Genomic DNA, 14,089 nt, shown 5'->3' with positions numbered 1-14,089 from the left:
AGGTCTAACTCCCGCGCCACAACCTGCGACATGGACGGCGGCCCTGCGCGCGCCTGAAACCACTGCCCTAACCGCCTCTGGCAGATTGCAGGTGTGATCTTTTCAGTTACTATAAAGGGAAATCACCCGGCCTCCACGAGAAAACCTGAAAAACAACCCCATTACATGGGATCCGTTCCTCTTCGGGGTTGCAGCAGGTTCATATCCAGTCCCACAAAAACATTACCTCCAGTTTATGAACCATTTATGCGAGGAGAGACGTGAACTGCACAACCACCTGTAACTCAGGGCTCAACCGTGGTTCCGGGGAACCACCATGCAGACACCCCATCCACCGTGAGATATCCAGCAGCGAGCCGCATATTGAGGAGACCGACCAGGTCTGGTTTGAGGCCGGATTTCTCCCGCCGAAGGAGCATCGACAGGCCGTGGCCCTGCTCCACCACCTTGCCATGGACGAAGACCCTGCAACCCCCATGCTCTCATCCATACTGAGCGGAATGACTGGGGGGCTGGAATTTGACCGGGGTTACCGGATCTTCGACCGGTCAAAACTCTACCACATCGCATCAGAATACGGGATCGAACCAGACGGGATGAGCGAGACAGAGGTCGCCCATTCGGTAACGATGGCGATCATAAATGAATACCGCGAAGAGATTGAAGGGGATCGCAGATGAGGGACCCTTACGAGTGGCTTGCAAACGCCATCAACAACCATACCTGGACGGTTGCAGGGGTCGCTGCAGCCATATTTATCCTGGCACTCCTGGGTCTCTCAATGGTCTCGATGGAGACGGGTGAGGATACCTATCTAGACAAGACCACACCGCGCGGAGCGCTCCTGGATCACTACATGGAGACCTACAGGTCTGACGCAATCATGCTCCTCTACGAGACAGATAACGTCAGAGATCCCGAGATCCTGAGGTATATAGACAACCTCCAGGAAGACATCCGAAGCGAGCGATATGTCGAGAGCGTCTCCGGCGTTGTCGACATCCTGAAACAGGCAAACGGCGGCGCACTGCCGTCTTCAAAAGCGGAGATCGATGCGATCATCGCACAGGTTCCTCCCGAGACAATCGAACAGATGATGCCCTCAAGGCTCATGACAATCGGGGTCATCAACCTTGAACCTGGTGTAGACCTGGATACACAGAAACAGGTCCTCGGGAACGTCAGGTCAACAATAGCCATCTCAAACCCTCCGCCCGGTCTTACCATCACGGTCACCGGGAACCCGGCGTTCGCCCAGGATATGATGGAAGATATGGGGACCGAGACGGGTACACTGATCCTGGTGGCCATGGTCCTGATGATCTTTGCCGTGATGCTCCTATTCTCTCACGTCCGATACAGTCTCCTCCCGGTCGCGATCGTGGCCATCGGCCTGATCTCAACCTTTGGGTTGATGGGTCTATTCGGTATCCCGATAAGCATGGTGGTTGTCGGGTCTTTCCCGGTGCTCATCGGGATCGGCATAGACTATGCCGTCCAGTTCCACGCACGGTTCGATGAGGAGGTGCGTGAGAAATCGATCCCTGAGGCCGTCCGGGCCACCGTCACCCAGATGGGGCCATCCGTCCTGATCGCCATGTCGGCAACGGCGCTCGGGTTCATCGCGATGTTCTTTGCCCCTGTCCCCATGGTGGCCGACTTCGGGATGGTCTGCACAATCGGGATCGCCTCATGCTACGTCGCAGCGCTCGTCATCGTCCCGATCTTTGCGATCTTCACCCGCTACACGCCAAAGAACGGGAAGAAAAGCCAGGTAGAAGTATCCTCGCAGCCATCAGAGGAGTCCCTTATGGAGCGGTATGACCGCTTCCTCGGTCGTCTGGCCTACAACATCGCAAAACACCCACTTCAGGTAATCATGCTCTTTGCAGTGGTCGCGGCAGGAGGGTTCTACCTCGACCAGAGGGTCCCGGTCAGTGCGGATGAGAAGACATTCGTCCCCGACGATATGCCCGCTCTCCTCTCCCTCGAAAAACTCACCAGGGTGATGGGGTCAACTAGCACCATCCCGGTCGTTGTGAGCGCAGACGACGTTCTCTCTCCGGATACCCTTGCATGGATCGATCGGTTCGGGACATACGAGCAGGAGAACAACGATAAGATCACAGGGGTGAGCAGCATCGCCACCCTGGTCCGGGACTACAACGGCGGTGTGCTCCCCTCGACCGAGAGGGAGGTCGATGCGATCGTTGCCCGGATCCCGGAGTCAAGCCTGAGCCGCTACCTCAACGGGAACATGGAGGCGGTGCTCGAGTTCTCGACGGTCGAGATGGAGATGAGCGTCGCCCGTGACCTTGTCAAGAGGATGCAGGATGATGTCGCATGGAGCAACCCTCCTGCCGGCGTGACGGTGAAGATCACCGGTAGCCTGGAGATGTTTGCGGCCGTCATGGACGATATCAGCGAGTCCCGGGTTTATATGACAGTGCTCGGGTTTACCTTCATCCTTGCCTTCCTGATCCTTATATACCGAAAATTCAACGCCATCTCACCGGTCATCCCGATCGTATTCATCGTTGGATGGAACGGAGGGATCATGTACCTGCTCGGCCTGGATTACACCCCTCTGACGGCCGTCCTGGGATCGATGACGATAGGCGTCGCATCGGAGTACACCGTCCTGATCATGGAGCGTTGCGAGGAGGAACTTGCCCGGGGCACACCGTTCCTAGAGGCCGTCCAGACAGCCGTCCAGAAGATCGGGACGGCAATCACGGTCTCGGGGTTGACAACGGTCTTCGGGTTCTCCGCCCTCACCGTCTCAACCTTCAACATCATCAGCAACTTCGGGATCGTGACCGTCCTGTCGGTGGCATTCTCACTCCTGGGCGCGATCGTGGTGATGCCGGCGATCCTCGCGGTGATGTACCGCTTAAGCGGGCGTTCCCGCGCCCGAAGCGGGATCGCCGTCCCCGAGTGAGTTGGAAGAAGAATCATCCACCCCTCTCTTTTACTGCTACCTCTAAACAGGGGACTGTCTCGTGGGAGGGGGCTAAAGCCCACCATACTTCTGCACGTGTTCCCTGGCCCGGCGGTACCGCGGGTCATCGGTGGCAGCGTTGCGACTATAGTGCCGGCGGTCTTCTCCCACCGGGCAGACCCGTATGCAGATCCCGCAGGGGGAGATGTGGCGGCTGGCGAGTCGGGCGCTGTTTGCAGCACAGGCCGCGCTGTCTGTCAGGCCCTCAGGGTAGTCCAGTTCATCGAGCGCGCCCACCGGGCAGGAGTGGACACAGAGCATGCAGCGAGTGCAGAGACTTTCTGGAAATATCGGATCTGGCGGAAGTTCAGCGGTGGTGAGGACCGAGGCAAACCGGACACGCGGGCCATACTGGGGGGTGAGGATGGTGTTATTCACGCCGAAAGTTCCCAGTCCGGCAAGAAAGGCGGCGTGACGGTGTGAGAAGAATGCAACCGGGTTCTTCTGTAGCACCTCGATGTTCCCGTAACCGTCCCGCGGGACGAAGACCGAGGGGTGGCCACGGTCGTTGAGGAAGGAGGCAAGCCGATAGGTGTACTGGTCAAGCAGGGTGTTTACGGTTCTGTAAAGTTCGTGGTAGTAGATCGAGGGTGTGGTCTCGATCACGGGGAGGTGGATCGGCAGGCCGATCACAATCACCGAGCGCGCCCCTGGAAAGATCGATTGCGGGTAGAAGTCTTCCGGCATCCAGGGACGGAACGGCGGGTTCTCCCATCGCTCAGTCTTCGCGACCCCGATAAGCGGGATCTCCATCTTACGGCACTGCTCTATAACAGCAGCCTTCAGGTCGTCGTTCATGGCTATCGACCCCTTATCCCGGCCGGGGGAAGGGTTCATCATCCTCCAGCAACCGGCGGGAAGAGGGCAACCTCGTCTCCATCCTCAAGGGTAAGCGACCCGATATCGTTCTTGTTTGCCCGCTTTCCGTTCAGCATCAGTATGACGTGCGGCCGGAGCCCCCCGGTCTCATCGAAGACCGCATCCACCTTATCACCGGCACGTTCCCTGAGCACGGCAAGAAACGATTCCATCTGCGCCCCGTCCGGGAGTTCGACAGAGAACTCGCTCCCCAGGATCTCCCTGAACCTGGCAAACGCCTTCACCCTGACCCTCATACCTTCACCCCGTTGCCGCAGACATAGGCGTCCAGCCGCGATCTTCTCTTAACCATGATACATACCTCACCCCGACCATGCACAAAGGTATTTCACCTCCAAGAACAAAGTTAACAATTGTTAACGTCACAGTAGGGTGGTGCTCTGAAACAATTAAGTGTTGTGGTGTCATGAAACTTCCCTGTCAGTTGATTGTATGGAATGTTCTGCCTGCAATCCGTGCCGCAATCGCAGAAGAGTTGATCGCTCTCGGCGTTTCCCAGCTGGAAGCCGCCCGCCTCCTGGACATGACGCCCTCGGCAATCTCCCAGTACCGCACCGGTAAACGGGGTTACAGGATCGTCTTTGAGGGCGAGGTTAGAGCCTCGGTAAGCCAGCTTGCACGGGACCTCAAGGACAGTCGGGTTGACGACCTTGCATGCCGCATCTGTGAGATCTGCACACAGATCCGCGATGAGAACCTGCTCGAGGGATCGTGTGGCACGGATGCTTGAGGAGAGTCTGCCGATGGAGTCCGGTTGCAGCAAAGAGACGATCATCGAGACCCTGAAGAAACACGACCGACTGCTGATCGCCTTCTCCGGCGGCGTCGACAGTTCTCTTCTTGCCGCGCTGGCCGTCCAGGCGCTGGGACAAAACCACGTCCGCTGTCTTCTCCTGGACTCCCCCCTCATCCCCAGACGAGAGGTTGAGGAGGCGAGAGAGACCGCCGCGGAACTCGGGCTTCCACTTGAGGTTTTGGCGTTCCCGATCCTTGCAGACCCAACCTTCCGGGAAAACCAGACTGACCGTTGTTACACCTGCAAGAAAGCGGCATTCCGCCTGCTCAAAGTGGTTGCCAGGCGAGAGGGGATCGATACGATCGCAGACGGGACAAACCTCTCAGACCTTAGTGAGTACCGTCCAGGACTCGCCGCCAGCGATGAGGAGGGGGTCTGCCACCCCCTTGCCGTGGCGGGTGCGACCAAAGAGGATATCAGGAGGATTGCTTTCGATTGCGGTCTCCCGTTCTGGAACAGACCATCGGCAGCCTGTCTTGCCACCCGCATCCCCTACGGGAACGAGGTAACAGTAGAGGTGCTTGCCAGGGTTGAGGCGGCCGAGGACGCGCTCTGCGAGCGCGGTTTTTCTGGGGTGCGGGTCAGGGTGCACGGCAACCTCGCCAGGATCGAGGTCCCGGAGGATAAGATGGCACGGTTATTTGAGATTCGCCGCGAGATAACGGCGGAGTTTCGCCGGATTGGGTTTGTCTACGTCACCCTTGACCTCGCCGGATACCGTAGCGGGAGCATGGATGAGGCAATATGAGGCTTGAAGACTGCAGGGCGGACTTCCCCCTCACACGCGACCTGATCTACCTGGATAGCGCTGCCACTTCGCTCACCCCGAAACCGGTGATCCAGGCCATGGTGGGCTACGACCTCCGTTACCGGGCAAACGTCGGCAGGGGGGTGCACCGCCTCACCACCATAGCCACCCACCGTTACCGGGACGCTCGTGACTCAATCCGGTCATTCATCGGGGGGGAAGGCGGTGCCATTGCCATAACCAGGAACACAACCGAGGCGATAGGGATGGTCGCCGCAGGGCTCCCCTGGAAACAGGGTGACAGGGTGGTGACGACCCTGCTCGAGCACCACTCAAACCTCCTCCCCTGGCTCAGGCTACGCAAAAGGGGCGTTGAAGTGGATATCGTCCGACCTGACGCTGAGGGTAGCCTCGAGATCGCCGACCTGGAGGCTGCCGTCCGTGACGGGACCAGGCTTGTTGCCATCACCCACGCCTCGAACGTTCTCGGTACAGTCATTCCCGTCGACGAGATTGCCGCGATCTGCCATGACCACGGTGCCAGACTCCTTGTAGACGGCGCCCAGTCTGCCCCGCATCTCCCGGTCGACGTCTCCCGGATGGGGTGCGACTATTTCTGTTTCTCGGGCCACAAGATGCTTGGTCCGACAGGGACAGGCGCGCTATGGATGCGCGAGCCTGACATCGAACCTCTCCTCGTCGGCGGCGGTTCGATCGCGAACGTGACCGCCGACGACTACACCCTCGCTCCCGATGAAGGGCGTTACGAGGCAGGAACGCCGCCGGTCGCCGGCACCATCGGGTTTGCACGAGCAGCAGCATACCTTAGAGAGATCGGGATGGAGACGGTGCACCGGCACGATGAACGGTTGTCTGCCCGACTGATCGAGGGGCTATCGGAGGTTGAGGGTGTAAGGGTCCTCGGTGCGGAGGTTGAGGGGGAGCGGATCGGAGTTGTCTCGTTCACGGTCGATGGTCTTCACCCGCACGAGGTGGCGCAGATCCTGGACGAGGCCGCTGCCGTCCTGGTTCGATCGGGGCACCACTGCTCTCAGCCTCTCATGGAGCACCTCGGTCTTCCCGAGGGGACGGTGCGGGCAAGCACCCACATCTACAACACAGAAGAGGAGATCGATACCATGATAGCAACCGTCGAGGAGATCGCACGGAGGGTGGCCTGATGCTTTACCGGGAACTGCCGATAGTCAGGGTGGAGGACAGTACGTTCGTCCCCGCCACGCACCCTGTCGTAGAGGAGATACCACTCTCGGTGACCGTTAACGGTCGCCACGCCCTCACAGCGATGACAGGCCCCGCGATGCTGCGGGAGTTTATAGTGGGCTACCTGTATACGGAGAGGATCGTTCGGGGACTCGATGATATCGAGTCTATCCGGATAGATGGGAACACCGCAAGCGTCCTCACCAGGAATCCGTTCACAATCCTGAGATCCCATAAGACCGTCCTCTCTGGATGCGGCGGGAACGCCTCGTTCCTTGATGCAGGTCGACTCCCATCGATCCACTCTGATATCAGCCTCACCCCGGAGATTATCAGGGCGGCAACAAAGGAGACGCTGGACTCTGACCTTCACCGGATCACCGGCGGCATCCACCTCGTCGGGCTCTTTGATGAGGAAGGACGGGCAATCCGGATCGCAGAGGACATAGGCAGGCACAACGCGCTCGACCGGGTCATCGGCCACGGGCTTCTGGAGGAAATTGAGTTTTCACGAACATTTGCGGTCAGTTCAGGCAGGATATCATCCGAGATGGTCAGGAAATGCCTGGTGGCAAACATCCCTGTTATCGTCTCGCGGGGAGCTACAACCACCGCAGCGGTCGAGGCCGCAGAGGCAGGCGGGCTAACGATCGTCGGGTTCGTGCGGAGCAGGAAGATGAACATCTACACCGGCCCGGAACGTATCCGCGGTGCATCTGAAACACCCGGTCTTCCGGGCTGATAAGATTCATATCCGGGGCCGCCAACTCACCATCGATCCACAATGCCCTGCACGGTCGTGACAGGTGATGTCTTCTCTGGCCACGATGACCCCGGCCATCCCGAGTCGCAGGCACGCCTCGATGCGGCGCTGGCCGGGGTGCCGGCCGGAACAGACCGTATCAGACCCGTGAGAGCGACACCAGGCGATCTGGCCCTGGTGCACACAGAGCGACATATCGAGGCCATCCGGCAACTCTGTTGTAAGGTCCCTCCCCGCCGCGCCCTCTACCTCGACCCTGACACCTACATAACCGCCGGATCGTTCGATGCAGCCCTCTACGCGACGGGGGGCGCGTGGCAGGCGGTGGAACGATCGCTCGAGGGTGAGCACTGTTTTGCTCTCGTCCGCCCGCCGGGGCATCATGCCACGCCGGATCGAGCGATGGGGTTCTGCCTCTTCAACAACGTCGCCATCGCCGTGGCAAAGGCGCTCCATGAGGTCAACAGGGTGGCTATTGTGGACTGGGATGTGCATCACGGGAACGGAACGCAGACGGCGTTTTACACCTCAGACCGGGTGTTATACTGCTCGGTTCACCAGGCGGGGATCTTTCCCGGGACGGGATGGCCGGAGGAGCGGGGCGCCGGTCAGGGTGTTGGGTATAACATCAACCTGCCGGTTGTGGCAGGTTCAACCGGCGCCGACTACGCCCTGGTGTTCCGGAGGGTCTTTATCCCGGCACTCGCGAGGTTCGAACCGGACGCTCTGGTGGTCTCGGCAGGGCAGGACGCGCTTTTTGATGACCCGCTCGCGTCGCTGCTCCTCCGGCCAGAAGATTTCGGGGCGCTGACCGGGATGCTCCTTGATGTATACGGTGGGGCGCTCGCTCTCGTGCTCGAGGGCGGCTACAGTGTCTCGCATGCAGCGGCGGTAGAGGCGATCATAGCCGCTCTTAATGGAGCACCATTCAACCCGTGGCCGGGTGAACCGAAGGAGACCACCCGGCAACTCGTTGAAGCGAGTGCCAGTGCCGGCTACACCGTTCCATGAGGAGGATGATCGGGATTGCCACCTCCGCCCGACCGATGCCTCTACTCTTTATAAAAGGTGGTAACAGACCGATCGGAACCCATGTTGTGTGGGCCAGGGGAAGGGGAAGTTAACGTCCCCGTCTTCCTGTTCCCGAGGGGGTGACTCTCCATCGATGCATTGCCAGGAGGAGGCACCAGTTTGCGGTCTCAAAGAAGGGTCCCTGAGACCCAGTTTTTCACCCCCTGGCACAGCATACCAGGTGCAATCGCCACGCACTGCCCACACCTCTCATTGAGCGGCCGCGAAGTAAGGGGGGAGCGATGAGAAACGTTCACCGGGGGCGATTTTATGACCCCGATCTGGTTCATACCGGGTAGCATCCAGCAGGACAGCCGCATAGATTCAGGTGAATATATATACATGAATGTATTACTTTGTACAACAATGAATATGATGCTCATCGCGCCTCCTGAACACAGCATCCCCTCCTGCGATTATGCTGGAGAGTTCTTCTGGCCCATGCCACAGCCACGCTGGCGTCCATACTGATTACTGCAACATATAAGCCCGATCGTCCGTCGAAGACCCAAATTATGATGAGATTGATACCATGAAATCGAGAGATATTGCAATCGTAGGCATACTCCTTGCCATAGGGGCCATAGTCAGGTACCTCTCCCTCCTGATTCCGGGACCCATCGTATCGAACCTTGTGATCGCCTTTTACAGCCTCGCCATCATCCTGATCGTGCCCACCTTCCGGGAAGCGATCGGGATCGGGGTCGTGGCCGGGATCGTCTGTGCGCTTCTAAGCCATTCGATCTTCCCGCCAGCAAACCTGATCAGCGAACCCATCGGTGCCGTCGTCTGTCTCGCCATTTATCGGGTGCTAAGAGACCGGGTCCCCCTTGCTCCGGCGGCCACAACCCTCCTCGCCACCTTCGCGAGCGGGTTCTCCTTCATATTCATCGCGATCCTTGCCGTCGCCCCGACAGTCCTTGACCGGTTCGGAACCCTTGGCGCGTTCCTGGCGGTCACCGTGCCGATAGTCCTCATAACGGCAGCGGTCAACGCGGTCGTTGTGCAGGCGCTCCAGGTACCGGCATCTCGTGCGCTGATGCAAAGCGGCGTGCGGCATGCAACCCCCGACCGGGAGGCGAGGCCGTCAGATGAGTCCTGAGACCGCCCTCTCCCTCAAGGACGTCTCCTATACCTATCCAGGGTCGGAGACTCCCGCACTAAAGCGGATCAACCTGACCGTCGCTAAGGGAGAGATCGTATTTGTCACCGGACCCACAGGTGCGGGTAAGACAACCCTCGCTCTTGCGGCGTCCGGGATCCTCTACCACGATTACGGGGGCACGCTCAAAGGACAGGTCAGCATCCTTGGCAGGAACGTCCGTGACTACAGGGACATGAGCGAGATCGGGAGACATCTCGGGGTGGTCTTTGACGACGCCGATGCCCAGCTCATCTTCACGACCGTCGAGGAGGAGGTGGCCTCCGGGCTTGAGAACCTGGGTCTTTCGCGCGATGAGATGCGCCGGCGGTTACAGGAGGTGATGGAATCGACCGGGATCACAGCACTGGCGGACCGCGCGCCTCACACCCTCTCCGGCGGACAGAAGCAGCGGGTTGCCATCGCTGCAACCCTCGCCCTGGGAACAGAGATCCTGATCCTGGACGAACCCACCGCCGAACTGGATACAGAAGCGACCGCTGCGGTATCCACCGTCCTCCAGCGACTTGCACGTGAGGGCACAGCTGTGCTCGTCGTCGAGCAGAAGATCGGCGAACTTGCAGCCATCGCAGACAGGATGATAATCATCGAGGATGGAACGATCGTCGCCGACGGCACGCCGGGGCAGGTGATGCGGAATGAGAGAGCCTCCAGCACCCCATTGACGGGCAACCGGAGGATGATTCCCCGTTGTAGCGATGCTTCCCCAATCATATCTGTCCATGGACTCGTCCACCGCTACGATGGGATCGAGGCCGTCGCGGGTATCGACTTTGAGGTATCACCGGGCGAGATCGTGGCGGTGGTGGGGGAGAACGGGTCCGGAAAGACGACGCTCATCAAACACTTCAACGGTCTGCTCCGCCCCACAGATGGCAGCGTCATCGTCGCCGGACTCGACGCCGCGACAACCCCGATATCGGAACTCGCGCGCCACGTGGGACTCGTATTCCAGAACCCCGACACCATGCTCTTTGCGGATACCGTGGAGGAGGAGGTAGCGTTTGGTCTCGAGAACATCTACCCCGGCGCTTCCGGAGAACGGATCGAGGCTGCCCTGCACGAGGTAGGTCTCCTGCACCGGAGAACGGTCTACCCCCGCTCACTCTCGCGGGGAGAACGCCAGCGGCTGGCAATCGCCTGTGTCATCGCCATGAAACCAGACGTAATCGTGCTTGACGAACCCACAACCGGCCTTGACGCCCGCGAGTCCGGCAGGGTCATGGAGATCCTTGAACGCCTGCGAGAGGAAGGGCACGCGATCGTCATGGTTACACATGATATGCGAGTTGGCGCGACCTGTGCCGACCGCATCGTCAGGCTAAAACAGGGGAAAATCGTCCAGGATGGAGAAACTTATCAGGAGGATACATGTCCGAGATTATGCAGTATGTCACACGGGAGAGCGCCTTTCACAGGCTCCACCCTCTCACCAAACTGATCTTTGCGATCGTCGTTGTGGCGCTTGCGGTGCTGACAGCCGATACAATGATGCTCACGGTGCTTGCGGCGGGGGTCGTGGCTGTAGCGATAGCAAGCGGGCTTGCCCGCGACCTCCTCCGCCAGGTTCCGCTGCTGATCTCGCTTGCGGTGAGCCTTCTCATCCTCACCGTCCTTACCATACGGAGCGGCGAGACCCTCTGCTACCTTATACCGCCGTCTGTCCCGGTCATAGGCGGGGCGTTGCCCGTCACCGTGGGAGCGATCGACCTCGCGGTTGCGATGTCGCTACGGTTCGCCGCGATGCTATTTGCATTCCAGCTCCTGGTCATATCCACCCAGCCACGCGACCTTGTCCATCTGCTGGACCGTCTCAGGATGCCGGTCGATTACACGCTCATGTTCCTCATCGCGCTCCGGTTCATCCCGAGCCTCCAGCTCGAGGCAAAACGGATTCACGAGGCGCAACTTGCCCGCGCCTACAACCCCGGGAAGGGGGTTGCGGGGAAGGTGAGAGGACTCTTCCCCATCATCATCCCCCTGGTCTCGAATACCCTGGGGAAAGCAACGGTTCTCGGGCTGACCATTGACCTGCGGGGTTACCGCTCGGGGAAACGAACACCTATGCGTGAACTCTCCCCGGGCAGGGCTGATTATGCCGGGATCTGCTGCATGGGGGCTGCGGCAGTCGGGTATTTGGCCGTGCTGATCGTATAAGATTGAATATGCACGGTGCTGCACCACCAGGGACGTTCGAGTTCTACCTTGGCGGGAGTGCGGGCCCCTCCCTCTACGTCAGGCTCGTGGACGGCCGGCTACTCTACGAGCGGGGGAGTGGCGGCGGCTACTCGGGGGTCGTGATGGAGGCGTCTCCTACACCAGAGGAGTGGGCGCGGTTCCGGGAGACCGTCGACCGCCTGGGTGTCAGGGAGTGGGAACCGGAGTATCACTCCCCCCACTCCTGCTGCGATGTGGTCTACTGGTATCTCAGACTGGAGTTAGACGGCCAAAAGATCGTCGCGCGGGGCGCAGACGCGTACCCGGCCTCAAGTGGGCCGGCGGTCTCAAAAGAGTTCCGGGAGTTCCTTCTTGCTGTGAAACGACTGATCGGGCTGGAACCGTGAGCGTTCATGGGGTGATACGCTCCAGGAAATCAAGGCTTCGCTCGAACTGTTGAAACGAGACCGATTCGACAACTTTCGTGGCGCCCGCCGGGATGGCTGCCAGCACGCGACGAAAATCGATGTTCCCCTCACCGCATGCCAGGTGGTCATCCCGGTTACCGCAGTTGTCGTGCAGGTGAACGTGGATCGCTCCCCCCAGTTCCAGGAATGTTTCCAGGTTGCCGTTTGCGTGGGCATGGCCCACATCGAGGGCAAATCCCAGTCCGGTATCGGCAAGACGACCAAGGAACTCCGGTTCCCTGAAGAAACAGACCTCCCACGTCCCCATGTTCTCGACAGCAAACCGTACGTTTACCTCCTGCTGCATCACGGCAAGGTCGTCGAGCGACCGATCGAGGGCCTGTTGTGCGGCACCGCGTGTTCCCCCATCCCATAGGTGCCCGGGATGGATAACCAGCCTCACAGCGCCGATACGGTCGCAGACCTCCGCGAGGTCTCCGATGACCTGGATGGCCGCCTTCCGGAGGCACTCGTTCTCGGATGCTATGTTTATATCAGCTGTAGGGGCGTGAACCGTATACTGGAGGTCGAATGAATGGCAGGCTTCTTCAGATATAAAGAGGGAGTGAAGGCTGTCAGAGAGGATCTCCGCACGACACGTGTGGCTGGAGATCAGGTCAAGCGCCTCCTCAAGTGACCGATCCATCAGGCACCAGGTTGAGCAGCCGATAGAATTCAGTGTGGGCATAGAAAATATGGCCTACCGTCCCTCTCTTCGCCACCACATCAAGGCGGCAACACATGCGACCACAGCAACCGGCGTTGCCGGGGAGAGTACCCTCGCCTCATGTTGCGAGGTTGTCTGCCCATTAGGGAGGGCACCGCTGGTTTGAGATGGTTCAGCGGCAGCGGTGGTGGCGTTAGATAAAGTATTATCTGGTGCCCCGCCCGACATGGTTTCTGGTTGCAGATCAAATAACGATACACTCCCGTCAAACGCACCGGTTAGAATTTTCATACTCCCAGATGGAGCGGAGACAGACCTGATACCCTCTTCTGTTGCGTATGTCCATATGTTCTCTCCGCTCCGGTTGTAGACTGCAACACCTCCATCTGCCAGGATAAGAGTCGAACCGTCTCTGGAGATCGCAACATCGGCGATCCTCCCCGACACCGAAGACTTCCAGAGTAGCCGTCCGTTTCGATTCAGGAGGATCACCTGCTGGCTGGATGCTGCGGCAACTGTCGACCCGTCTTGGGAGATGACCACCTTGATGCCGCTATTACCCGCTCTGTAGGTCCAGAGAAGGTGCCCGTCCCCGCTGAGGAAGTATACATCACCCGCGGCCCCGCCGGCAACGATACCCGTAGCCTCGCCATCAACCGATACACTTTTGATCCGGTCTCCCGCATCAAACGTCCAGGAGACGTTGGCGACCGTTCGCTCCTCGTTCAGGGAGAAGACGCGGAGGCCGACATCGGTTGCCGTGCAGATGGTCCTTCCGTCAGCGGTGAGAGCAACGTCCCGGATACGGGAATCCGGTTTATAACGCCATATGATGGTTCCTTCCCGGTCAAACAGCAGAAGATGGTCCCCAGCGGCAACGATGCGTTCGCTGTCAGATGAGATGGCCACACTCTCGCCGTGGGATACCGGGTAACGCCAGATAACCGTGGCGTTCGGATCATAGACGTAGATATTACATTCCGTGATGACAAGACCGCATATACCGTCCTCTGAGAGCGCAACCGCCATAACCGGGTCTCCAACCCCGGATCGCCAGACCTCGCTGCCAGACACCTCCTGCCCGGCGACCGGGCAGGCGAGACTGCCGAGCGCAACAACAGCAAAAAGTAGGGTTAGGGTTTGGCTCTGCCGCACGC

At 59.5% G+C, this 14,089-nt stretch carries 15 protein-coding genes; 11 read left to right on the top strand and 4 right to left on the bottom strand.

Annotated features, from left to right (window positions below; translation table 11 throughout):
• Window positions 1-260 precede the first annotated feature (260 nt).
• Window positions 261-680, top strand: a complete 420-nt coding sequence (locus QMC91_RS01325) for a hypothetical protein (RefSeq protein ID WP_300234244.1) — start codon at window positions 261-263, stop codon at window positions 678-680.
• Window positions 677-2,941: an RND family transporter gene (locus QMC91_RS01320; RefSeq protein WP_300234241.1), complete on the top strand. Its 2,265-nt coding sequence runs from the start codon at window positions 677-679 to the stop codon at window positions 2,939-2,941. Before QMC91_RS01325 ends, QMC91_RS01320 begins: the two co-directional genes overlap by 4 nt.
• 72 nt (window positions 2,942-3,013) lie before the next feature.
• On the opposite strand, the gene QMC91_RS01315 is transcribed toward QMC91_RS01320, so the two are convergent.
• Both QMC91_RS01315 and QMC91_RS01310 read right to left on the bottom strand, forming a co-directional pair.
• Window positions 3,014-3,799 carry a 4Fe-4S binding protein gene (locus QMC91_RS01315; protein WP_300234674.1) on the bottom strand — a complete coding sequence of 262 codons (786 nt, stop codon included), beginning with the start codon at window positions 3,797-3,799 and terminating at the stop codon, window positions 3,014-3,016.
• 38 nt (window positions 3,800-3,837) lie between these two features.
• On the bottom strand, window positions 3,838-4,116 hold the full coding sequence (locus tag QMC91_RS01310) for a ubiquitin-like small modifier protein 1 (protein WP_300234238.1): 279 nt from the start codon (window positions 4,114-4,116) through the stop codon (window positions 3,838-3,840).
• 170 nt (window positions 4,117-4,286) lie between these two features.
• On the opposite strand from QMC91_RS01310, the gene QMC91_RS01305 reads away from it, so the two are divergent.
• From QMC91_RS01305 to QMC91_RS01265, 9 genes are all read left to right on the top strand, one after another.
• Entirely contained in the window at window positions 4,287-4,610 is a 324-nt protein-coding gene (locus tag QMC91_RS01305; RefSeq protein ID WP_300234235.1) for a helix-turn-helix domain-containing protein, read from the top strand.
• Window positions 4,570-5,424: an ATP-dependent sacrificial sulfur transferase LarE gene (gene larE / locus QMC91_RS01300; protein ID WP_300234232.1), complete on the top strand. Its 855-nt coding sequence runs from the start codon at window positions 4,570-4,572 to the stop codon at window positions 5,422-5,424. The genes QMC91_RS01305 and larE overlap by 41 nt, the downstream gene beginning before the upstream one ends.
• Window positions 5,421-6,605, top strand: coding sequence for a cysteine desulfurase (locus QMC91_RS01295; protein ID WP_300234229.1), 1,185 nt, complete (start codon window positions 5,421-5,423; stop codon window positions 6,603-6,605). The genes larE and QMC91_RS01295 overlap by 4 nt, the downstream gene beginning before the upstream one ends.
• Window positions 6,605-7,387 carry a formate dehydrogenase accessory sulfurtransferase FdhD gene (gene fdhD, locus QMC91_RS01290; RefSeq protein WP_300234225.1) on the top strand — a complete coding sequence of 261 codons (783 nt, stop codon included), beginning with the start codon at window positions 6,605-6,607 and terminating at the stop codon, window positions 7,385-7,387. The genes QMC91_RS01295 and fdhD overlap by 1 nt, the downstream gene beginning before the upstream one ends.
• A 42-nt stretch (window positions 7,388-7,429) precedes the next feature.
• On the top strand, window positions 7,430-8,419 hold the full coding sequence (locus QMC91_RS01285; RefSeq protein WP_300234221.1) for a histone deacetylase: 990 nt from the start codon (window positions 7,430-7,432) through the stop codon (window positions 8,417-8,419).
• 592 nt (window positions 8,420-9,011) lie between these two features.
• Entirely contained in the window at window positions 9,012-9,581 is a 570-nt protein-coding gene (locus QMC91_RS01280; protein WP_300234217.1) for a hypothetical protein, read from the top strand.
• Window positions 9,571-11,082, top strand: a complete 1,512-nt coding sequence (locus tag QMC91_RS01275) for an ABC transporter ATP-binding protein (protein WP_300234213.1) — start codon at window positions 9,571-9,573, stop codon at window positions 11,080-11,082. The genes QMC91_RS01280 and QMC91_RS01275 overlap by 11 nt, the downstream gene beginning before the upstream one ends.
• Window positions 11,013-11,798 carry an energy-coupling factor transporter transmembrane protein EcfT gene (locus QMC91_RS01270; protein ID WP_300234209.1) on the top strand — a complete coding sequence of 262 codons (786 nt, stop codon included), beginning with the start codon at window positions 11,013-11,015 and terminating at the stop codon, window positions 11,796-11,798. Before QMC91_RS01275 ends, QMC91_RS01270 begins: the two co-directional genes overlap by 70 nt.
• Before the next feature lie 8 nt (window positions 11,799-11,806).
• A complete protein-coding gene (locus QMC91_RS01265) occupies window positions 11,807-12,205 on the top strand; it encodes a hypothetical protein (RefSeq protein WP_300234205.1) in 399 nt (132 codons plus the stop codon).
• A 4-nt stretch (window positions 12,206-12,209) separates the two neighbouring features.
• Here the strand turns inward: QMC91_RS01265 and QMC91_RS01260 are convergent, their stop codons facing one another.
• Entirely contained in the window at window positions 12,210-12,911 is a 702-nt protein-coding gene (locus QMC91_RS01260) for a sugar phosphate isomerase/epimerase family protein (RefSeq protein WP_300234201.1), read from the bottom strand.
• A gap of 54 nt (window positions 12,912-12,965) precedes the next feature.
• Window positions 12,966-14,087: a PQQ-binding-like beta-propeller repeat protein gene (locus tag QMC91_RS01255; RefSeq protein ID WP_300234198.1), complete on the bottom strand. Its 1,122-nt coding sequence runs from the start codon at window positions 14,085-14,087 to the stop codon at window positions 12,966-12,968.
• Between the last annotated feature and the right edge of the window lie 2 nt (window positions 14,088-14,089).

The organism is Methanoculleus sp. (assembly GCF_030019085.1).
Lineage (GTDB): Archaea > Halobacteriota > Methanomicrobia > Methanomicrobiales > Methanoculleaceae > Methanoculleus.
The sequence above is the reverse complement of the archived record's forward strand: the minus strand, read 5'-3'. Positions and strand labels throughout refer to the sequence as shown.